Here is a 22,046-nt window from a genome sequence, read left to right on the forward strand (position 1 = left end):
TAACACCTAATTGATTTGATTCAAATGGGAAGAAAATTATTTTTGGGAGGTAAATAATGAGAAGAATCAATCGTACACTACTCTGCCTCGTCATCACATTTATCGCTTTGACACAGGGAGTTATCTTAACAGCATCGGCAAGTGTGAGCATGCAGGTCATTACTCCTTATGCGTCAGGTCAGGCAGGTACTTCATGGTTTCCTATGCAAAACGCTTTTGAAGGGCAACCTACTTTAGATGGAAGTGGAAATCCAATAGGTGGGACCAGCACAACTGATGCCCCCTATTATGTAAACGGCTATGGTTATATTGATTTTGGACCTAATTGGGCTAATACCAGAATATCATCAACATGGACGCAATACAGGCAATATACCAGTGGTAACCAGACTCCTTATGCTGGGCTTTGGTGGGACGATGATATCGACACCGTAAATGATAGCGGTTTGAACGAAACCCGTATCAACTTCAACAGTGTTCAGAATCTTGCATCCGTAGGAACCACAGAGCCTTGGATTAAGGATAGCGATGTTAGCAGTAACCCTGTTACTCCTTTGGGAAGGTATCTGCTTCTCCAAGCTCCGGCCACTATGACAAGACAGGCAAAAGAATATACCCTAGTTGGATGGATTAATGTACCTGTGACAGGAATAACAGTTACTGGGGCAGGCGGTGCTACATCGATAAGTACACAGGGTGGCACATTGCAAATGACTGCAAATGTAACACCAGCAAACGCTTCTAATAATGCCGTCACATGGTCTGTTATCAATGGGACTGGAAGTGCAACAATAAGTTCAGGCGGACTTCTTACCGCAGGTTCAAACGGAACGGTTACTGCAAGGGCAACAGCCCAAGATGGTTCTGGTGTGACTGGTTCTCTGGCAGTTACAATCAGTGGTCAAGGCGCTCAAGGGAATGAGGATTTGAAGGTCATTAATCCTACTGCAGCAGGTCAGGCAGGTACTGCATGGTTTCCACTGCAATATGCTTTTGAAACTCCCGCACCAGTACTAGACGAGATGACCGGAGCTCCTACCGGAGGCACTGGCACGAATGATGCGCCTTATTATGCAAATAATTATGGATATATTGATTTTGGAGCCAATTGGAACAAAGTAAAAATAACTTCAACATGGACCAAATATAAGCAATATACCAGCGGAAACCAGACTCCTTATGCACTAATTTGGTGGGACGATGATATCGACACCGTAAATGATAGCGGTTTGAACGAAACCCGTATTAACTTCAATAGTGCCCAGAATCTGGCTTCAACAGGAACCACGGAACCTTGGATAAGGGACAATGATGTCATGAGTAGTCCGGTTACACCAAGTGCGAGATATATGTTATTACGTGCTCCGGCTACAATGACGACCAGAGCAAAAGAATATGCAATCCTAGGCTGGATCGATGAAAATGGCAACGGTGTTCAAAATGGATCCTACAAACCTGTATCAGGTATTACTGTAACAGGTGCAGGCGGTGCATCCTTTGTCTTAACAGGAAACACACTCCAAATGTCTGCTACGGTTGTGCCTTATGTCGCAAGCAATAAATCAGTTACATGGTCTGTTGTAAATGGAACCGGCAGTGCAACGATAAATGCAAGCGGTCTTTTAACTGCCGTATCTGACGGTCTAGTAACAGTCAGGGCAACAGCTCAGGATGGATCAGGTGTCATAGGATCATTGGTGGTTAATATTTCAAGTTACACGCAATTCATACTGCCTGTCCAAGGCGCGAGTTTAATTTATTATGCGGATGTTCAAGCGTCTTTTCCTCAGGTAGACTGGCAGAACGTTGACCGCCTTTACATACCTGCAGGCAATTATCAACAACTACAGCTTGGTAATCTACCGCAAAGAAGTGCCGGGGATCCTCTAATCATTACCAATTATGGAGGGCAAGTAAAGGTTGGAGGTTCAGGCAATTATACAGTAAAACTTCAGGGCGGTTCGAATTGGATTTTTACAGGAAAATATGATCCTCTGCTTCAGACAGGAAACGTGAACTATCCCGGTCATTTGAATGGAAATTATACAAACTCTACTGGCGACTACGGTTTTGATATCAAAAATGCCCCTAATAATGGAATTTCTGTTGAAGGCGGGGCAACGAAGTTTGAGCTTTCATTCATGGAGATTTCTTTTACCGGATTTGCAGGTCTTGTCCTTAAAACAGATAATACACCAACTGCTATCATGGATGGAGTAAAAGTTCATGATTTGTATATCCATGACACGGATGCGGAAGGCATGTATGTCGGCAATACGCAGGGAGTTGCGACCCAGCATAAGTTTACCAACCTCGAAGTGTACAATAACAGAGTTTTACGTACAGGTGCTGAGGGTTTACAATTCGTCAATATGGGTAATGGCGTCAATATTCATCATAATGTTGTTGTCATGACAGCGATTGATTGGAAGGATCCTTTTGGTACGATTCAGGAGGGGAACTTGCAATATTACCAAAGAGACGGCAGCGCTTCTATACATGACAACATCTTTATCGGCGGCGGCGAAGTGATGTTCAACTATAAAACTTACGCAGCTCCCACAGATGTGCTTAATGCGAACGACCAAGTGTACGTGTATAATAACTATTTTGCACACGGAAGAAGTTATTTTGGATTTATTAATGAGGATGCTTCCAATCATCTTACAAAATTGAAATTTGAAAACAATGTTTTCAGATCCATTGTTTTTACCTAGAATGAAGTACATCCCACTGAAGCAGACCGAAACATCTTATTTTATACCAGCTACAACACAGCAAATCCCCTTATTTTCAACAATAATATCAGGGATGGCAGTCAGGCGTTCATTGATGTACTTGGAGGAAACAATGGGTCAAACAGCCATATAAGCGCATCAGGCAATACCACTGTCGCCAATATTTCTCCCGTCCAATTTAAAGATCCGAATTTCCCGGCTAATTTTGACTGGAGCACGGTTGAATTGTGGGATGATTATTCACAATGGTGGAACATCGCGATCTATTACCAATATGGAGATTATGTCTATCAAAACGGTAATCTGTATAAATGCATCCAAGCAGGATCGCATACTGGAATAAACCCATACACATCACCAAGTACTTGGCAACTACAAACGCCAATGACAGATGATTTCAGGCTTCACTCCTCATCTCCGTATCAGAGCATGGGACTTCTGGATAAATAAACGGGTAAAATCTATAAATAGTGAAATCACCAAAAAACCTGCCCCCTTCCATCAAGAGGGCAGGTTCTTCGCATTCATTTAGTCAGCAATTAGCGACGATGCGCCGAAAATTTGCTGGAGCATACCGGTAGCAGCGCCTTGTAGGGCGCCTTTTTCCCCGTAGGATGCGGCGGCAAAACGATCTTCCGTGAACGCGATCGGGAACGGAAATAAAGCAAGTTCAGCATGAAGCTCGCGGATGAATCGGGGGCTGTCATTCATCCAACCTTCGATGACCAGAATTTCAGGACTCAGCAGATTGATTGCGGAAGCAACCATCATCGTCATCGTTGTCAGCACTTTTGCAAAAACTGGTTGAAGCCACACTTCACCTTTTTCGTAGGCAGTGATGACATCCTCCATCGAATTCGGCACAGGTTGTTCGGCACCCCGGGCCGCCGCCTGACATTTGTCCAAGATGTACGGCGTTGTGAGAACCGTCTCGATGCAGCCATGCCTGCCACATAAGCATAATGCCCCGTTCGATTCAACGGGAATGTGGCCAATTTCACCGGCAGCTCCCAGAAAGCCTGAATATATTTCGCCATTCAGAATAATACCCGACCCGATCCCCTCATGAATGGTGATATAGAGCATGCTTCGCTTATTTTTCCCGACACCAGAGTAATATTCGGCAAATGCGGCTGCATTCGAATCATTCATCACACGAATCGGAATGTCCGGATAGCTCACCCTGAGCTGCTCTTTTATGTTAAGATTCGCCAGTTTCAGATGATTGGAGTAGACAATCGTCGCTCCCTTCTCATCAATAATGCCTGGAGCTGCAATACCAACACCCATAATCGTACCGGAATCGAGCATGCTCTGCTGATCCAGACAGCTTTGAAGGGCAATCCTTATCTGCTCTGCGATAGCTTCATTCCCGGAAGCAATCTTCGTTTTGAATTCAGCGATGCATTCCCCGTGCAGGTTAAGCACAGCGCTGATTAGATAGTTGCTGCCCAGCGATATGCCGACCACATAGCCTCCGTCTTTATTGATTTGCAGCGCGATCGCCTTGCGCCCTGCTCCGACGGATGGTCTTTCGCCCGTCTCGGTCACAATGCCCTGAGCTATCAGATCCTCAACCAGCGCAGAAACGGTCGTAGCGCTGAGCTTCGTGACCGTTGAAATTTCGGCGCGTGAGAGTTTGCCTTCTCGATGAAGCAAGTTCAATACGGACGCCGTATTGATTTCTTTCATGAGCTGCAAATTACCTTTGATTGCTTTCATAAGTATCCCTTCTGCCTTCCTAGCTCTTCTACTACCATTATAACAAAAATAATGCATATACATTAGTCATGCGAGCAATACAAATTTGGACTCAAACAATCAACAATGTAGCTCCGCAAATGCTCGCATGGCATAATCGGAGGTGGAACAAATCAGTACCTTGCTGGCCTCCTGCGGCAAAAGCGCAGCATCATACGGATTACGCAGTACGATGGCGAGCAGCGGCTTTGCTTTTGCAATCCGCCGAGCTAACTGAAGCTGTCCATCATAAATATGTGCATTAATTGTTCCTAACATCACAACATCGTAAGGCGTAATCTCCGCCATCATCGCTTCAATCTCTTCCTCGCTTGGCTGCATGGACGTATAGACGGTCTTCATGTGGATGTTGTGTTCCAGCAACTTCGCCCCCAGTATCAGTTCACTGACAGCCGCATTATCTGCAATGGTTAGCTGTTCCTGCCTTGGAACCAAAAGCACATACTTCGTAGTTGGAGATAACGGCAGCAGCGCAGCCGGATCCTGCTCAATGAGGATAGTTGCTTTGGCAATCGCCAGCGCCTCTGCCTCCCATGTCTCCATAGGAAGCGGCTGCGCCTTTTCACGGTATAGGCTGAAATTGTTTTTGAGCCGCTCAATCCGAACCAAGGAAGCATCAATTTGCGATTCGGCAATCTCTCCCGCTCTCACCGCCTGAACAATACCATTCATGACTCTCTGTTGAAAATCCGGGGTATGGCACATAAGAATCATGTCATTCCCCGCCAGAATAGCCAATTTGCCGACTTCCTCAGGCTCGAAATTCTTTTTGATTGCACCCATCTCCACATCGTCCGTGCAAATAACGCCTTCAAAGCCAAGCTGCTCCCTCAGCAAATTCGTCACGAAATACTTGCTTAAAGAGGCAGGAAGTCCCTCTGACTCAGGGATGTTTGGAAAAATGAGATGAGCCAGCATAATCGAATCCACTTGCGCTGCAATCGCCCTTTGAAAAGGGATCAACGGTCCCGCCAGTAGATCCTCCACCGTGAGCTCGCACTCTGGCAGCACATAATGCGAGTCACCGCTAACCTGTCCGTGGCCTGGAAAATGCTTCGCCGTGGACGCAATCCCTGCGCTATGCAGCCCTTGAATGTAGGCCTCCCCAAATGCCGCGACAAGCTGCGGATCTTCGCCAAACGCGCGGATGCCAATGACCGGATTGTCGATGTTCGTATTCACATCCAGGACCGGAGCCCAATTCATCGGAATACCGAGTTCATGCAACTGACTGCCGACCAATCTTCCAAGGGCATAAGCAGTTTGTGGCTCCTCACTTACCCCAACAGCACGATTCCCAGGGATATAAGGAAAAAACTCCTTAAAATTCGACAAGCTCCCTGCTTCCTCATCGATCGACATATAAAAGGGTACTCCGTCCCGATTCTTGCCTGCCGCTTCACGCACCTCTTGCAGCAGCTTCTTCGTATAAGCATACGACCCAATATCATGCGGAAAAATGCCGACGCCGCCAATCTGTCCCAGCCTGCTCTCGTCTTCGGACGGCGGCGTCTGCTTCGCAAGTCCGAGCACACACATTTCGGCCACTTTCTCTTCCAGTGATAAATTTCTCATGCTCATGATGATCGGTTCAAAATGGTGGTTTGTCATAGGTTCAAATCCTCATACTTCTTATTTTTTTGCTTTATCCAGTACGGCTTGAGCGGCTTTATCTCCTTCGTTCAACAGCTTGTTGATGTCGATTTTGCCAGACAAATAGTCTTTAATGATAGGATCAACGGCACCCATCCACTCTTCCCATACCACGTTGTCGCCTAAGTCACCCGCATATTTCATATTATCTAAGAAAACTTTGATATGTTCTGGCGCGCCTTTGTGATCGGCGATGGCAGCTTGAGCCACTTTCTTATTCGCCGTAATACCTTCGGCAAGTGTCGAATTCAACTTTTGCGCATCTTCACCCAGGAAGTATTTCATAAATTCCCAACCCGCTTGCTTTTCCGCCTCAGTAGCTTTTGCGTTCATCACCCACGTATTGGCAACGAATGCGCTATAATTCACGCCGCCATTCGGACTTTTTGGCACAACGGCAACATCATATTTCACACCTTCTTTGTCGTTGGTCAATCTTCTGGCGTAGTTATCGTAGAACATCGCAACGATTTTGCGCGACATCCAAGTATAGTACTTATTGCTGATTTCGCCTTCTTGATCCTTCAAGCCAGGCGTCAAGCTTTCATCCCAAAATTTCTTCATATATTCGAAGGCTTCCTTTACTTTAGGATCACTTACCATCGTGCTTTTCGTACGTTCCTTGTTAAGCATATCTCCGCCAAATTGACGTACAACCGTATACCAGCCATAACGGATATGCTGTGGAAGGCCGATCCCGAACTGCTTGCTGTTCTTGTCGGTCAATTTCTTTGCCGCTTGATAGACATCATCCGTTGTCCAATTATCTGTCGGGTAAGCAACCCCTGCTTTATCAAACATCTCTTTATTATAGTAAAGAGCGTTTACCTGAATCGCCTGTGGAACGCCAAAGATTTTGCCTTGCGGCGTCTTAATCGCATCAAACCCGTAGTAATCGTCGAGCTTAATGTCCTTCGTATACGCAGTTAAGTCCTGAATCGTTTTTTCCGTCGAATATTGAGGTATGTAAGGGCCATCCAACAAAAATACAGTCGGTCCCTGCCCTGCCGCAAGGTCCACTTTCAGATTGTCATAGTGTGTCTGCCAGTCGGTCGCGATGTCTTCGACCGTAATGTTCTTATTGGTCTCCATGAACTTCTTGATGATGTTCCCCATCGTAGCGCGCGCCGTTTCATCGGAGTAATACGCGACTTTGATTTTAACAGGAGCTTTCGATGGCGCAGCGCTTGCTGAACTCGATGCCGTCGGCGCTTTCGATGCCTCAGGACTGGCAACAGATCCACTGTTGGAGCTGCAACCGGACAATGCGATGGATGAAGAAATGACGGCCGTTAAGGATGTTAACATGACTTTTTTCAAGAAAAAATCCCCCCATACTCATTATTGTTGTGTTTACATATATAAAAGGATGCTATCCTTTCACACCGGAAGAAGTCAGACTCTTTGTAAAATACTTTTGGGCAAAAATAAACAGTAGGATGACGGGAATGACGAGCAAAACATCTCCCGCCATTTCGAGTTCAGGACGAGAATTATACTGACCTGTGGAAATATCCTTGATTCTTAGCACCATCGTCCATAAATCTTTGTTTTTGCCAATAAAAATCATCGGGTACAGCAGCTCAGCCCACTTTTCCTGGAATGTGAGAACCGCAAGGGTAATCATCGGAGAGGCGACGATGGGCAAATGGATTTTGGCGTAAATGGCGAACCACCCAGCCCCATCCATCTTGGCTGCTTCATCAAACTCTTTCGAGATCGACCGGTAATACTGCCTCATCAGCACGATCCCAAAGGCTCCTCCAAAAAAGGAAGGTACGATAAGCGGCAAATGCGTACCGATCCATCCGAGGTCCTTGAAGATGATAAACTGCGGAATCATGGTTACTTGAACGGGTAAGAACATCGATATGACAGCGAAGCCGAAAATAAAATTTTTCCCTGGAAAATCGATTCGGGCAATCGCAAAAGCGACCAGGCTGCAGGAAGCGACCATGCCAAAAACGGATAGCACCGTGATTTTCACGGTATTGAACACGTACAGCAAGAAGGTTGGCCCCTGCTTGGGAAATATTAGTTCCTTATAGTTGCTCCATTGAAGCTTGGCTGGCATCCAGTTAAAGGAATTGTAGAACTCCGCATTTGTTTTTAGCGAAGCGAGGATGAGCCATATGAAAGGAAGCACCATACTCGCTGCTCCTAGCAAAAGGATAATGGTAGAGACGATGCCCCAAACTGAATGTTTGGTGGATCCTACGGCCTTTTTGCTGCTCAATAAGGTGGTGTCCAGCACTGTGTTATTTGCCATCATGTTTTCTCCTATTCTTCATAATGAACCCATGTTTTCTGGAGTTTAAGAATGACCAGCGTAATCAGGATCAAGCAGAGAAAGACAACCCACGCAATCAGCGAGGCATACCCCATATCCAGAAATCGGAACGCCTTTTCGTACAAATAGACCATGAGATGCGACTTCGAATACATGTTGCTGCGGTTATACACCATTACAAAATGCTGATCAAATGTTCGGAAAGCATCGGAGATCGCCAAGATTAGCACGAGGAAAATAGTTGGAGAAAGCAGTGGAGCCGTTATATTTCGCAGCCGCTGCCAGCTGTTCACTCCATCGATTTCTGCGGCTTCGTACAACGTCTCCGGTATGTTATTGAGTCCTATGTAATAAATAAACATGGCGTAACCCAAGCCTTTCCATACGCCTACCGCTGCGAGCGTCGGAATAATCGTTGCCGAATCTACCTGGAGAAATGCGACCTTAGACATCCCTAATAGCGATAATAGTTGATTGACAATGCCGATATCCGGGCTGAGCAGCCATATCCACACCATACCGATAATGAACCAGGATGGGATAGCCGGAAAATAATAAACGGCGCGAAGCACGCTAGCAAATTTCCCTTTGATGTAACTGCCCGAGTTGTAAAGCAGCACGGCGAATATCAATGGGATTATGACCTGCATAGGTACATATAGAAGCGCAAACAGCCATGTGTTTTTAAAAGCAATCCAGAACTGCTTGTCGTCCATCAGTTGTTGGAAGTTATCCAATCCATTGAAGGTTGGCGCCGAAATGACCTTGAATCTTGTAAAGGAATAATACAAGGACATGCCTGCTGGAATTAGGAAGAGTACGAACGCCCCTATCAAATAAGGAAGTGTGAAAGCGTAACCAATCGCGTAGTCAGAATATTTTCTTTTCACGTTGTGCCCCCGTTTCTATTTATTTGTTCACTGGACTAATTATTTTGATTATATGCCTAAATTACGATTTGCGTCAATTATTAATATAAAAATTGAATTCGAATTGTTATTTTTCACAGAAATTGACTGATTTATTGTATTTTTAATTAATCCACTGTACAAAATAATTATTTAGATGAAGTTTGTTGATAAATTAACTGATTATAGCAAAAAAGCTCAAGCCGCGATTTTCCGCGAGCCTGAGCTTTTATTTTTTCTTTGGATACTGAAATCCGTCGAGTTACAACTTTATTTTGCAACAGTATTCAGAATGTTCTTCATTCTTTTACTTACTCAACTGTTACGCTTTTGGCAAGGTTCCTCGGCTTATCAACGTCATTCCCACGCGCCAACGACGCATAGTAAGACAACAACTGCAAAGGAATTACAGACAACGCAGGCGTCAACAAATCCAACGTTTTCGGAATAATGAACGTGCTATCTACCGACTTCTGCAGCTCCGTTTCACCTTCCACGGCAATACCCAGCACATTCGCGCCGCGCGCCTTCACTTCTTTAATGTTACTCACCGTTTTCTCAAGCAACTCATGCTGCGTCGCTAATGCGATTACCGGGATATCATCCTCAATCAACGCAAGCGTACCATGCTTCAACTCACCCGCTGCATACGCCTCGGAGTGAATGTAAGAGATCTCTTTTAGCTTCAGGGAGCCTTCCAGCGCGACTGCATAATCTAAGCCTCTGCCGATAAAGAACAGATTATCATGCTTCGCCATCTCTTCAGCAACAACCTTCAACGCATCCGCTTGCTCTAGGATCTCGCTAACCTGTTCAGGCAACGCCTTCATAGCCGTAATGACTTCTTCGATTTCCTCAGGCGTTTGCGTGCCAAGTACTTGCGCCAGGTGCAAGCCCAGAAGGTAGAAACCAATCAATTGCGACGTGTACGCTTTCGTCGAAGCTACCGCAATTTCCGGTCCTGCCCATGTTGTAATGATATCGTTCGCCTCACGCGCAACGGAGCTTCCTACAACATTCGTAATCGCCAACACGTGTGCACCACAACGTTTCGCTTCACGCAGCGCTGCTAACGTATCCGCCGTTTCACCGGATTGGCTCACAACAATCACAAGCGTATCCTTTGTGATAATCGGGGAACGATAACGATATTCAGACGCTACATCCGTTTCCACCGGAATACGCGCCATTTTCTCAATCACATATTTCCCTACCATTCCTGCGTGGAATGCAGTTCCACAAGCGACGATATGCACGCGGCTGATATTACGAATCGCCTCCGGCGTAATCGTAAGCTCGTTCAACGTCACACTCTTACCGTCAGGAGCAATACGACTTCCCATTGTATCGCGGTATGCTTTCGGTTGGTCATAGATTTCTTTCAACATGAAATGATCAAATCCGGCTTTTTCCGCCGTAACAATGTCCCAATCGACATGGAACATTTCCCTGGAAATAAAATTCCCCTCTAAAGTCATTAATTCGACAGCATCACGCGTCAGTAGCGCCATTTCGCCATCATTCAGAATGAACACATTGCGTGTATACTCTAGAATCGCTGGAATATCCGAACCGATGAAGTTCTCACCTTCGCCAATCCCAATAATAAGCGGGCTAGCTTGGCGTACAGCAACAAGGCGGTCTGGTTCGAACTCCGTCAAAACACCAAGCGCAAACGCACCTGTCATGTGCTTCACCGCTTTTTGAACAGCTTTAAGGATATCTCCCTCGTACAAACTCGCGATCAAATGCGAAATAACTTCTGTATCCGTTTCCGATACGAACACATGTCCTTTCGCGATTAACTCTTCTTTCAGCGCAATATAATTCTCAATAATCCCGTTATGAACAACGGAGAATTTCAAAGAATTATCGGTGTGTGGATGCGAATTCACGTCCGAAGGCTTACCATGAGTAGCCCAACGTGTATGCCCGATGCCAACGCTTCCGTTCAATGGCGTTTCACCAAGCTTCGACTCCAAGTTCGCAATACGGCCTTTAGCCTTCTTAATTTGCAAGCCATCCGCTGTATACACCGCTACCCCAGCAGAATCATAGCCTCGATACTCTAACTTTTTAAGGCCATCCAATAAAATCTCCTGAGAATTACGCTTTCCAATATAACCAACGATACCGCACATAGTTACAACCTCCATATTTTTATAAGCCTCTTCTATAAGGGCTGTTTGTCAAGGATCTGAATTTGCTATCAAACATAACTAAATAAACCATCTATAAGGGCGTTCATTACGTGTACAAGAAAAAAACATTAATAGATGTTGGATACTTGTCTGCCCGGTCGCCCGAACGATTTTGCTCTCCAACTTAACGGCACTCCTCGTGCCGGAAGGTCCCCGCCGAATGTTTCGAACACCTTCACCTCGTCAACTCACCGCGTAGTAGTAGCTGTAAAGCCTACATTTCCGTCCCGCTTGTGAGTTCTGGCGCTATTTGTTACCAATAACCTCAACCCTGCCTTTCCTTCTTGAGTAACTTCATCATATGCATTTTAACTTGGCATTGCAACTTGTTTTTGGCATGCTGGGTCCCCCATCTCGCTATTATCTAGCAAAATGGGGGACTAGCACCCTATGATTAGACCAATTGCTCTTGAATGACCTTCGCAATATCGTGCACATATGCTTCTACTTGCTCTTTATCTGGGCCTTCCGCCATAACACGAATCAAGGACTCTGTTCCTGATGGTCGAACCAATACACGGCCGTTATCGCCGAGCTCATCTTCCACCTTACGGATTGCTTCTTCGATGACCAGGTTATCCTTCAGCTTGCTTTTATCCGCTACTCGGATGTTAACAAGCAATTGCGGGAATTTACGCATAATGCCTTTTAATTCGCTCAGCTTGCGTTTGGATTCCACAAGTGTATTAACCAATTGCAATGCTGTTAAAATGCCATCACCTGTCGAGATGTAGTCCAGGAAAATAACATGACCAGATTGCTCGCCACCAAGGTTGTAGCCGCCTTTACGCATTTCTTCCATCACGTAGCGATCGCCTACAGCTGTTTGCAGAGCCTTCAAGCCCGCTTTTTCAATCCCCTTGAAAAAGCCAATATTCGCCATCACCGTCGTCACAATGGTGCTGTGGTTTAGCTTACCTTTGCGATTCAGCGCATCGCCAAGAATACTCAAGATGAAGTCGCCGTCGACTTCATCGCCCTTCTCATCGATCGCGATCAGACGATCCGCGTCGCCGTCAAAAGCAAGCCCGATGGCTGCGCCATGCTTAACCACCTCGTCGCGAAGCTTCTCAGGGTGGGTGGATCCGCAATCATCGTTGATGTTGCGCCCATTCGGCTCTGCGCCGATGGTGATCACTTCCGCTCCTAGCTCGCGGAAGACCAAAGGAGCCAACTCATAGGCGGAGCCATTCGCACAGTCAAGAACAACCTTGACGCCGGCGAAAGGCGCGGACACCGTCTCCTTCAAGAACGCCAGATAGAGATGCTTCGCATCCATCTGATCCGAAACCGTACCAATCTCGCCGCCTACAGGGCGAGGCAATTCATCAACGGCTGCATCCAGCAGCTGTTCAATCTCAAGCTCCGTTTCATCTAATAGCTTGAAGCCGTCGCCGCCAAAGAACTTAATCCCGTTATCCTCAACCGGGTTATGTGAAGCAGAGATCATCACGCCTGCGTCTGCGCCTAGCTTTTTTGTCAAATAAGCAACCGCTGGCGTACTCACTACACCAATGCGAATCACCTCAACACCAATCGATAACAATCCAGCTACAAGGGATGCCTCAAGCATCGGCCCCGAAATGCGTGTATCTCTCCCGATCACGACTTTCGGATGCTTAGCCTGTCTGGTTAACACATACCCGCCGCAGCGTCCTACCTTATATGCCAATTCTGGTGTGAGTTCGCCATTAGCGACTCCGCGCACACCATCTGTACCAAAATATTTCCCCATTTTCGTATTCTCCTCTTTCTCTATTCCCCATTATGGATTTGTTGCTTTAACGTTTTTCTCATTGATTTCAACGATCGCCTTCACATCTTGTGGAAGCCCCAGCTTCACAAAAGTCGGCATATTTAAAGTGACTTTCAATTCATGTTTGCCAGGTGGCAAATTACTAACATCTAGTATCGCTTGAATATCTTGAACTTTCAATTGGTCAATAATGGCAGGAGCACCCTCTACCGTAATATTCAAGGTAGCCGTAGCAGGCTGCGTTACTTTGGTTTCGTAATTTTCATTTTGACCAATAATCGTAATCGGTACGTTCTCTACTGCTTTCGTTATCGAAGGGACAACTTCAACATGGACCGTCACCTTCGCAGGATCTAATTGTGTTACTTTATTCCTAAGAGGAATGTCCAGTGCAAAATCCTTCGTTTCTTTCAAATCTTGCAGACTAAGCTGCGGACCTTGATAAAATTCCAGACGATCTACGACATCTTGAGCTCCGTATACCGTGACTTTATCAGGTGTTTGCGTAATCATCGCGATGCCAAAACCAGCAGGTGGTTCACCGGTTATTTTCAGCTGTAACGGAATTGTTTGGAACGGACTTGTGATCGGCACTTCTACATCGACAACCGAAGGGTTAATGTTCAATGTAACTTCTTTGCCTTCCTTATCAAAAGCCTGCAATCTAACTTGCTTCGTTACCGCTGATTGTGCCTTATCCACAGAGACTTCGCCGCGGACATTTTCAATCTGATCGAGTTTACTCGTCTGCGCAGTAATGTACACCTTACCAGGCTTCACAATAGGTTGTCCCGCTTTGAGGCCTGCTGCAGGCGTTCCTTTGACATTAATGATAACAGGTACCTCTTTCATCTGCAGCTCTTCTATCATGACGTGGACGGTCCTAGGAACGATCTCTACATCGATATCCGAGGGAATCCCCACAGGTGTAAGCGTAACTTGATGATCACCTTTGCCTACTTGCGTCAAATCGAGCTGAATCTGATACGTATTGCTTGCTGTCACTTTCTTAACCGATGATTCCTTGCCTCGCAGGATCACCTGAACATTCGCTGGCGACATTGACGATATGTAATAATGGGTTTCATCATATTTTGTTGTAATGGAGACGTTATTGATCGTTTCCACACGTTCACGCAGCGGTGAATTCCCCGAAATATTGGTCTCTTCCATGTGAACAACAACCCATAGCAGAACCCCAATCACTAGGGCTACAATCCGAACAACATTCGTGTTACGTAACCATTTATCCATTCGAACGCCCCCTCCATTTCAAGAAAGGGTTCTTTTCTTTCGCCTTTGTTTTGGGCTTTAACTCTTCAAACAGCTTAGATATCAGCGATTCTTCTTTAATATCTCGCACAATATGCCCATTCATGGTAAGAGAAATTTGACCTGTCTCCTCGGAAACAATGACACACATCGCATCCGAAACCTCACTCATACCGATTGCTGCACGATGCCGAGTCCCCAGTTCCTTCGAGATGAACGGATTTTCAGACAGGGGTAAATAACAACCCGCCGCCATCAGCTGCCCTTGTCGAATAATGACCGCGCCATCATGAAGAGGGGTATTGGGGATGAAAATATTAATTAACAGCTCTCCGCTGATTTTGCTCTCTATCGCAATACCGGATTCTACATAGTCTGTAAGTCCAGTCTCTTTCTCAAAAACAATTAATGCCCCAATCTTACGCTTGGCCAAATAATTCGCAGCCCGAATCACTTCGCTAATTCGTTTGTTCACATCTTGATCTTCTTCTGATGAAGATCTACTGCTGAATAGCTTTCCTCGACCTAACTGCTCTAGAGCTCGTCTTAGCTCAGGTTGGAAAATAATAATAACCCCAAGCACCCCGAACGTAAATGCTTGATTCATCATCCATTGGAGCGTACTTAATTGGAACCAAATACTAATGACCCATGTAATGACAACGACGAGGATACCCTTCATCAGCTGAATGGCCCTTGTTCCGCGCACCAAAAGGATCAATTTATAAATCACATAGCTAACGATGAGTATATCGACGATATCCTTAGCCGAAATGCTCGTGAGCAAATCCATTGTATTCTCCCCCAGGCGACTAAACAAAGTTCTCTCTATAAAAGGATCATATCATAAACCTAGGTATACTTCTATTTATCTAGACTCATCGTACAAGAATTGGTTCATTTTTCCTATATAAAAATAAAAAACGTCCCCTATAGTCTCTGCTATAAGGGACGTTTCATTAAGGCGCGATTTTTCCTACGAATTCACCTAATTTGTACCAGACCCAGCTCAATGCTTCATCGACTTGTTTGACTTCCCCTGATATATGTGCCGTTGAGGCTAGATTGACTGAACCATCGATCACGACGACATTCCCCGTTACATCGCCTTCAACCTTCAGTTCACCGCGTTTCACCACAAGATCACCCTTCACAGTATGTCCTTGCGGTACAATCACCGTATCCCCTTGAATAACGACATCCTGTAGGTTACTTCCCTGCACCATAAGATTCTGATCGTCATCCCACATGGATATGAAGCTTCCGAACATAACTGCTCCAAAAACAACAGCCACCGAAACAGCAGGATGTCTGCGAACCCAGTCGGTCCAGGTATTCTTCTTTTTCGTTGGTGGTAATCCGCTCATAATCTGTGCAGTCAAGTTATCAGGTATTTTGATGGAGGGCAGCATTCTAACCAAAGCATCCGTTTTCTCTAGTTGCTTGAAAGAGTTATTACACGCCTGACAGGCGATCAAATGCTCTTTCAATTGTAGAGCTTCCGTCTTTGGCAAATCACCGTCGAGGTATTCATGTATGAGCGGGAGGGCTTCCTTACAATTCACGTTACAGCCACCCCTTTCTTAGACTTTTGCATGTTGTGATATACCATACGTTTCGATTTCAAATATGTTTCAAATTCGAACAGGATTTGTACTAACAACTTGTTCCTCCTGCTCTAGCCTTTTCCGTAAGTACTCTCGTCCCCTGTGAACACGGGTCTTTATCGTCGTCACGGGCATATCGAGAACATCGCTTATTTCTTGCAGGGACATATCATGCAAGTATCTGAGAATGACAACCGATTTATATTTCTCAGGCAGCGTTTCAATCGCTCTGTGAATTTGTGCCTGCGTTTCCGATACGATTAACTGCTTCTCCGGCGTGTCCTCATTGCTAGGGAGCATAGCGTAGTAATCATTGCCTTCACCATCTGTCATTTCTGCATCCAGCGAATATGTCTGCTTCCTTCGTCGCAGCTTATCAATACATAAGTTTGTCCCTATCCGAAAAATCCACGTCGAAAACTTCTGATTCTCATCATAGCGATGTAAATTCGTATACACGCGCAAGAACGTTTCTTGCACGGCATCTTCGGCTTCTTGCTTGTTATTCAGCATGCGGTAAGCCAAATGAAAGATCTTGTCTTTATAGAGCTCCACGAGCTCTGCAAAAGCATTACGATCCCCATTACTGGCCAGCTTAGCCAGTCGTGCTTCAACAAAGTTCAATTGGTTTTCCTCCGGCTTCTCGACAATTCAACTACCATTTAGTGAACATTCAATTCCCTCTACTACTTATATACGCAGAAATTACGATTTGTTTTCAGAAATTATAATTCCGCTTAGAATCAGGGCCATGCCTCCCCATTGCAACCCACCAATTGGCTCCCCGATAAGCAGCGCAGCAGCGAGAATAGCCACAGGCAGTTCCACAGAACCCAGCATAGCAGCAAGCGTGCTACCGATCTTGGGAATACCGATGTTAAAGGATACCGTAGGTATTGCTTGGCCTAATAAGCCTAATAACAGCCCCCATAGCAACAGCATACCACCATTTTCATGAACAAACACTGTCGGCGGGTACAAAACATACATCACCGGCAACGCGGCTGTAAGCATAATAGCAGAATTCATGAGCGGAGGCAGTGCACTCACCACTTGTCCCGTGAAGAACAGAAAAATACTATAAGTTAACGCGGATAGAAGTCCATATAGTATACCCAGAATGCTAAGCTCTCCCCAGTCGGTATCGAACACATTCACTGCAAGCAGCGTCCCTGCCAGAATGAGTGCAATCGCAATCCCTTCCATGCGTTTAGGCAATCTTCGGTTCACGATACAATCCATAGCAATCGTCATCCACGTAAATTGAAAAAGAAGAATAATGCACAGCGAGGCATCGAGCTCCTCCAACGCAATATTATAAACGACTGTCGTTAGCGACAGTCCAAAAATCCCAATCAACCCAAGCTTAATCCAAGGTCCCTTGAAAGGATTTACCCACGATTTTTTGTGAAAAAGAATCAAGACCCATACCAATAATGTTCCCATCGTCATCTGCGCAGGTGTAATTTGTCCATCTGTAAATCCTTGATCATAGGCCATTTTGATAAACGAAGAAAGCAACCCATAACTTGAAGCCCCAATAAGAACAAGAACGATCGCCAACCAACGCCCCATGCTGCCGCGCACCTCCTGACTTGGGCAATTCCCATACTTACAAGAAAAGCCGAGCTGCCTGCATTGCTGCAAGCCCCCGACTTTATCATCCTGTTAATTTCTATGTTGTTAAAGGATCAGCCCGTATTTCGAAGCCCCGCGGCAATCCCATTGATGGTAAGTAATACTTCACGAAGTAAAATCGCATCATCTTCATTGTTCTCTCTTAGTGCGCGAAGCTCAGTGAGTAGTTCAACCTGCATATAGCTTAGCGGATCCACGTAAGGGTTACGCAATTTGATGGATTCTTGAATCACAGGAACATTATCTAGAATCTCTTGCTGACCTGTAATTTGCAAAATAATAGAAGACGTCAATTCATACTCGTCTTTAATTAGATTATAAATACGCTCTGCAATCGCGGATTCTTTGACTAAGCTGCCGTATTCCTTCGCAATTAGAAGATCTGCTTTTGCTAACGCCATTTGCAGATTATCAATCATTGTGCGGAAGAAGGACCAATCCTCATACATTTCTTTGAGGACCGCTAGGTTGCTCTCATTGCCTTGTGCAAAGCTTTGCAAGCCAGTTCCTGCTGCATACCATGCTGGTAGCAGGTATCTCGTCTGCGTCCATGAGAATACCCATGGAATCGCACGCAAATCTTCGAATTTATCGCTATTCTTACGCTTCGATGGACGGGAACCGATATTCAGTTCACCAATCTCCGGAAGCGGAGTGGATTCTTTGAAGAACGTTAAGAAGTCTTCGTCTCTGAAAATAAGGTCTTGATACTTCGTTTGAGCTTGCTCCGAAATACCACGCATAATGTTCTCCCACTTGTCTTCTAGTGGGTGTCTTTGCGGCGATCGGGACAGCTTCGAAGCTGTAATCAACGCAAATGTCGCCTGCTCCAAACTACGGTAAGCAATCCCTTGTAGGGAATAACGGGAAGATAGTACTTCACCTTGCTCTGTAATTTTGATGCCGCCACCTAGTGTTTCAACTGGTTGTGCAAGAATGCTTCGGTTCAATGGCATACCGCCACGACCTAATGCACCTCCACGACCATGGAAGAACTTCAGCTTCACGCCGAATTTCTTAGCAGCCTCCGTGATATCTTGAAGCGCCATACGAAGCTCCCAGTTCGCTGTAATCACACCGCCATCTTTATTACTGTCGGAGTAGCCCAACATAATTTCATGCAGTGGGTTTTCAGCATCCAGGCTTGCCCGGTAAGCAGGGATCGCTAGCAACGTGCTCATGATACCAGGAGCTGCATGCAGGTCGTCAATCGTTTCGAAAAGGGGAACAGACTGAACCGTACTTATTACCGTACCGTCGCTCTCTCTGCGGTATAGGCCCGCCTCTTTGGCAAACACAACAACTTCAAGCATGTCACTTGCGCCTTGCGTCATCGAGATCAGGTAACTGTTGATACAGTTGCGTCCGAACTCTTTCTGTGCTTTACCAACCGTACGATAAACATCTAGACATTCCTTCGTACCATCGGAATAGTCCAAATACGTTGAAGTGATTGGACGTGGATCATTTAGCACATTCGTCAAAAGAGTAATCTTCTCTTCCTCAGATAACTTGCTGTAATCTGGCGTAATGCCCATTTTCGCTAAAATTTCGGTCATCGCATTCTCATGCTCTTTACTATGCTGTCTGATGTCCAGAGCAGCTAAGTGGAAGCCGAATAGCTCAACTTGACGAATTAGCTTCTTAATATATTTATCAGCCACATAGTCTGCAAAGTGCGCACGCAAACTTGTATCCATCACTTGTAAATCTTGAATAAAATCTTCTGGACTATTGTACTTCTGTGAAGCAGGCACATTCACATTGCCCGTGTTGTGAATTTTTTCGATCATATAGGTCGTCTTGATGCGATATGGCTCTTTCTCATTGCGCCATACATCTTGAACATTCCCCATCGCTTCACGGTCACATTGGATAGATTCGATTAGAGCATCGCTCACATTCACAATGTTCTTGCTGAAACTCATATGAGCCAAAGATTCTCTCAAAATCTCCTCATACTTTTGCAAAGCCAATTGACGGTGCAAACCAAGGGTTTCCCATGTTACATTCGCTCTAACTGAAGGATTTCCGTCACGGTCTCCACCGATCCAAGAACCAAATTTCAAGAAGGACGGCACATGCCATTTATCTTCTGGGTAATATTTATTTAAACAACGTTCAAGCTCATGATAAACTTCTGGCAGTACATCGAATAGCGTCTCATCAAAATAGTACAGCCCGTTACGCACTTCATCGATTACCGTTGGTTTGCGATCACGCAGCTCATCGGTTTGCCACAGATTAAGTACTTCACCTAATAGCTTCTCACGCAATTGCTCGCGTTCACGGTACGTTAGGTTAGGGTTGTCCAGTTTCATCATATCATCCGAAATACGCAGATTAATATCAAGTACAGCACGACGCATAGCTTCGGTTGGATGTGCTGTCATAACGAGTTCTAGCGAGATCGCTTTAAGAATCTCTTGTACCTCTGCGTAAGGAATATGCGTATTCTTCAGCTCTTGCACAATGCTCTCAATGGAACCTGGTTGTACAGATTCACCAGAGGAGCGCTCGTAATCACGCTTACGACGAATACGATGGTTTTGTTCAGCAATATTAACTAGTTGGAAGTATATAGCGAAAGCTCGTATCACTTGATGACGAATTTCTGGATCTAGTGAAGATATCGTTTTCTTAAATTCATCATAGATCTCAATGACATAGTGTGCTCTTAACGACTTACTCATTTCACGAATTTTCTCAACAACATCCAGCAGATCATTCCCGCCTTGATGTACGAGAACTTCACCTAGTATGTGCCCAAGAAAACGAATATCTCTGCGCAGCAAGTTATTCGTACTTTGTTTTTGTTGGACGATCTCACTCTCTACCATTACTCTCCACCTCATCTATTCACTATGATGCATTAATGCTTCTCTCTGCAAAAGCTAGTCGCTATAAAAACTCATTTCAGAATATTTTACCACAATCTGTCCGCTACACATAGTATTAAAATAAAAAAACCGTACGTTTTACGGTGGTAATTAATGTATTGATAAGATTCTACTAGCTTGTCCTGACCAATCAACCCTTATGAGTAAACTGTTTACAGCAAATATAATGAATTTGTAAATATAAAGAAAAAGCCACCCGAAGGTGGCTCAGTCTTTATTAAGCGGGCGGCGGGAATCGAACCCGCGCGATCAGCTTGGAAGGCTGAAGTTCTACCATTAAACTACGCCCGCGTAGTTTAGAAAATGATCGGGATGACACGATTTGAACATGCGACCCCCTGCTCCCAAAGCAGGTGCTCTACCAAGCTGAGCTACATCCCGATACGTTTATAACTTATAATGAAGAATGGCGCGCCCTGAGAGATTCGAACTCCCGACCTTTTGATTCGTAGTCAAATACTCTATCCAGCTGAGCTAAGGGCGCATATAAAATTGGAGCGGAAGACGGGGATCGAACCCGCGACCCTCGCCTTGGCAAGGCGATGCTCTACCGCTGAGCCACTTCCGCAGGGTACCTCATGTATATAAATATACTTGAGGATTTAATGCGCGTAGAGGGACTTGAACCCCCACGGTCACCCGCTAGATCCTAAGTCTAGTGCGTCTGCCAATTCCGCCATACGCGCATGTAGTAAAGAAGGCAAATGGTGAGTCATGTAGGATTCGAACCTACGACACCCTGATTAAAAGTCAGGTGCTCTACCAACTGAGCTAATGACTCATAAATGGCTGGGGATCAAGGATTTGAACCTTGGCATGACGGAGTCAAAGTCCGTTGCCTTACCGCTTGGCTAATCCCCAATATAAAACATGCCGTCGAGAGGACTTGAACCCCCAACCTACTGATTACAAGTCAGTTGCTCTACCAGTTGAGCTACAACGGCATATAAAGTTAATGGTGGAGGCTGACGGGATCGAACCGCCGACCCTCTGCTTGTAAGGCAGATGCTCTCCCAGCTGAGCTAAGCCTCCATGGGACTTAAAAATGGTGACCCGTAGGGGACTCGAACCCCTGTTACCTCCGTGAAAGGGAGGTGTCTTAACCACTTGACCAACGGGCCTTACTAAAAATTACTGGAGCTTCCAACCGGAATCGAACCGGTGACCTCATCCTTACCATGGATGCACTCTACCGACTGAGCTATGGAAGCAATGGCTCCCCGAACAGGACTCGAACCTGTGACAACTCGATTAACAGTCGAGTGCTCTACCAACTGAGCTATCAGGGAACAATGCTTGGCAACGTTCTACTCTCCCAGAAC

14 protein-coding genes and 12 tRNA genes are annotated in these 22,046 nt (G+C 45.5%); 1 reads left to right on the plus strand and 25 read right to left on the minus strand.

The annotated features are described in order from the left end of the window. The first annotated feature begins 56 nt into the window (after positions 1–56). Positions 57–2,717 carry an Ig-like domain-containing protein gene (locus AC58QM_RS30205; protein WP_497288473.1) on the plus strand — a complete coding sequence of 887 codons (2,661 nt, stop codon included), beginning with the start codon at positions 57–59 and terminating at the stop codon, positions 2,715–2,717. Positions 2,718–3,266: 549 nt separating this feature from the next. Here the strand turns inward: AC58QM_RS30205 and AC58QM_RS30210 are convergent. The 25 genes from AC58QM_RS30210 to AC58QM_RS30330 form a co-directional block, all read right to left on the minus strand. Beyond that, the gene (locus tag AC58QM_RS30210; RefSeq protein ID WP_497288474.1) at positions 3,267–4,460 is read right to left on the minus strand and encodes an ROK family transcriptional regulator; all 1,194 of its coding nucleotides are present in this window, start codon (positions 4,458–4,460) and stop codon (positions 3,267–3,269) included. Positions 4,461–4,559: 99 nt separating this feature from the next. Then, complete coding sequence (locus tag AC58QM_RS30215) at positions 4,560–6,110, minus strand: glycoside hydrolase family 3 protein (RefSeq protein WP_497288475.1); 1,551 nt, start codon at positions 6,108–6,110, stop codon at positions 4,560–4,562. A gap of 21 nt (positions 6,111–6,131) precedes the next feature. Then, positions 6,132–7,472 (minus strand): ABC transporter substrate-binding protein, encoded by a 1,341-nt coding sequence (locus AC58QM_RS30220; RefSeq protein WP_497288476.1) that lies wholly within the window; start codon positions 7,470–7,472, stop codon positions 6,132–6,134. Positions 7,473–7,524: 52 nt separating this feature from the next. Further along, positions 7,525–8,424, minus strand: a complete 900-nt coding sequence (locus tag AC58QM_RS30225) for a carbohydrate ABC transporter permease (RefSeq protein ID WP_497288477.1) — start codon at positions 8,422–8,424, stop codon at positions 7,525–7,527. A gap of 8 nt (positions 8,425–8,432) precedes the next feature. After that, complete coding sequence (locus AC58QM_RS30230; protein ID WP_497288478.1) at positions 8,433–9,332, minus strand: carbohydrate ABC transporter permease; 900 nt, start codon at positions 9,330–9,332, stop codon at positions 8,433–8,435. Between the two features lie 329 nt (positions 9,333–9,661). Then, positions 9,662–11,491, minus strand: coding sequence for a glutamine--fructose-6-phosphate transaminase (isomerizing) (gene glmS / locus AC58QM_RS30235; protein ID WP_497288495.1), 1,830 nt, complete (start codon positions 11,489–11,491; stop codon positions 9,662–9,664). Positions 11,492–11,945: 454 nt separating this feature from the next. Next, entirely contained in the window at positions 11,946–13,286 is a 1,341-nt protein-coding gene (glmM, locus tag AC58QM_RS30240) for a phosphoglucosamine mutase (protein WP_497288479.1), read from the minus strand. A gap of 30 nt (positions 13,287–13,316) precedes the next feature. Continuing rightward, a complete protein-coding gene (locus AC58QM_RS30245) occupies positions 13,317–14,561 on the minus strand; it encodes a CdaR family protein (RefSeq protein WP_497288480.1) in 1,245 nt (414 codons plus the stop codon). Then, positions 14,554–15,372 (minus strand): diadenylate cyclase CdaA, encoded by an 819-nt coding sequence (gene cdaA / locus AC58QM_RS30250; RefSeq protein ID WP_497288481.1) that lies wholly within the window; start codon positions 15,370–15,372, stop codon positions 14,554–14,556. The genes AC58QM_RS30245 and cdaA overlap by 8 nt, the downstream gene beginning before the upstream one ends. Positions 15,373–15,538: 166 nt before the next feature. After that, positions 15,539–16,144, minus strand: a complete 606-nt coding sequence (locus AC58QM_RS30255; protein ID WP_497288482.1) for a zf-HC2 domain-containing protein — start codon at positions 16,142–16,144, stop codon at positions 15,539–15,541. A 69-nt stretch (positions 16,145–16,213) separates the two neighbouring features. Next, entirely contained in the window at positions 16,214–16,810 is a 597-nt protein-coding gene (gene sigW / locus AC58QM_RS30260) for an RNA polymerase sigma factor SigW (RefSeq protein WP_497288483.1), read from the minus strand. A gap of 81 nt (positions 16,811–16,891) precedes the next feature. After that, positions 16,892–17,761: a DMT family transporter gene (locus AC58QM_RS30265; RefSeq protein WP_497288484.1), complete on the minus strand. Its 870-nt coding sequence runs from the start codon at positions 17,759–17,761 to the stop codon at positions 16,892–16,894. A 116-nt stretch (positions 17,762–17,877) separates the two neighbouring features. After that, on the minus strand, positions 17,878–20,664 hold the full coding sequence (gene ppc / locus AC58QM_RS30270; protein WP_497288485.1) for a phosphoenolpyruvate carboxylase: 2,787 nt from the start codon (positions 20,662–20,664) through the stop codon (positions 17,878–17,880). 280 nt (positions 20,665–20,944) lie between these two features. Further along, a tRNA-Gly gene (locus tag AC58QM_RS30275) sits at positions 20,945–21,015 on the minus strand. 16 nt (positions 21,016–21,031) lie between these two features. Further along, positions 21,032–21,105: transfer RNA gene (locus AC58QM_RS30280), tRNA-Pro, on the minus strand. A gap of 26 nt (positions 21,106–21,131) precedes the next feature. Beyond that, positions 21,132–21,208, minus strand: a tRNA-Arg gene (locus tag AC58QM_RS30285). Positions 21,209–21,217: 9 nt separating this feature from the next. After that, a tRNA-Gly gene (locus tag AC58QM_RS30290) sits at positions 21,218–21,292 on the minus strand. A 38-nt stretch (positions 21,293–21,330) separates the two neighbouring features. Further along, positions 21,331–21,410, minus strand: a tRNA-Leu gene (locus AC58QM_RS30295). Between the two features lie 19 nt (positions 21,411–21,429). Continuing rightward, positions 21,430–21,505: transfer RNA gene (locus AC58QM_RS30300), tRNA-Lys, on the minus strand. 5 nt (positions 21,506–21,510) lie between these two features. Next, positions 21,511–21,585 (minus strand) — tRNA-Gln (locus tag AC58QM_RS30305). Between the two features lie 10 nt (positions 21,586–21,595). Next, a tRNA-Thr gene (locus AC58QM_RS30310) sits at positions 21,596–21,668 on the minus strand. A gap of 12 nt (positions 21,669–21,680) precedes the next feature. Then, positions 21,681–21,756: transfer RNA gene (locus AC58QM_RS30315), tRNA-Val, on the minus strand. A gap of 14 nt (positions 21,757–21,770) precedes the next feature. Next, a tRNA-Glu gene (locus AC58QM_RS30320) sits at positions 21,771–21,845 on the minus strand. A 14-nt stretch (positions 21,846–21,859) separates the two neighbouring features. Next, positions 21,860–21,935 (minus strand) — tRNA-Thr (locus AC58QM_RS30325). A 2-nt stretch (positions 21,936–21,937) separates the two neighbouring features. Next, positions 21,938–22,013: transfer RNA gene (locus AC58QM_RS30330), tRNA-Asn, on the minus strand. Between the last annotated feature and the right edge of the window lie 33 nt (positions 22,014–22,046).

It is taken from the genome of Paenibacillus sp. J22P165 (assembly GCF_059692015.1).

What these genes read in the sequence shown, in the direction of transcription:
- AC58QM_RS30205 (WP_497288473.1), top strand. Translation starts at nt 57, where the DNA reads ATGAGAAGAATCAATCGTACACTACTCTGCCTCGTCATCACATTTATC.
- AC58QM_RS30210 (WP_497288474.1), bottom strand. Translation starts at nt 4,460, where the DNA reads ATGAAAGCAATCAAAGGTAATTTGCAGCTCATGAAAGAAATCAATACG.
- AC58QM_RS30215 (WP_497288475.1), bottom strand. Translation starts at nt 6,110, where the DNA reads ATGACAAACCACCATTTTGAACCGATCATCATGAGCATGAGAAATTTA.
- AC58QM_RS30225 (WP_497288477.1), bottom strand. Translation starts at nt 8,424, where the DNA reads ATGATGGCAAATAACACAGTGCTGGACACCACCTTATTGAGCAGCAAA.
- glmS (WP_497288495.1), bottom strand. Translation starts at nt 11,491, where the DNA reads ATGTGCGGTATCGTTGGTTATATTGGAAAGCGTAATTCTCAGGAGATT.
- glmM (WP_497288479.1), bottom strand. Translation starts at nt 13,286, where the DNA reads ATGGGGAAATATTTTGGTACAGATGGTGTGCGCGGAGTCGCTAATGGC.
- AC58QM_RS30245 (WP_497288480.1), bottom strand. Translation starts at nt 14,561, where the DNA reads ATGGATAAATGGTTACGTAACACGAATGTTGTTCGGATTGTAGCCCTA.
- cdaA (WP_497288481.1), bottom strand. Translation starts at nt 15,372, where the DNA reads ATGGATTTGCTCACGAGCATTTCGGCTAAGGATATCGTCGATATACTC.
- AC58QM_RS30265 (WP_497288484.1), bottom strand. Translation starts at nt 17,761, where the DNA reads ATGGGGCGTTGGTTGGCGATCGTTCTTGTTCTTATTGGGGCTTCAAGT.
- ppc (WP_497288485.1), bottom strand. Translation starts at nt 20,664, where the DNA reads ATGGTAGAGAGTGAGATCGTCCAACAAAAACAAAGTACGAATAACTTG.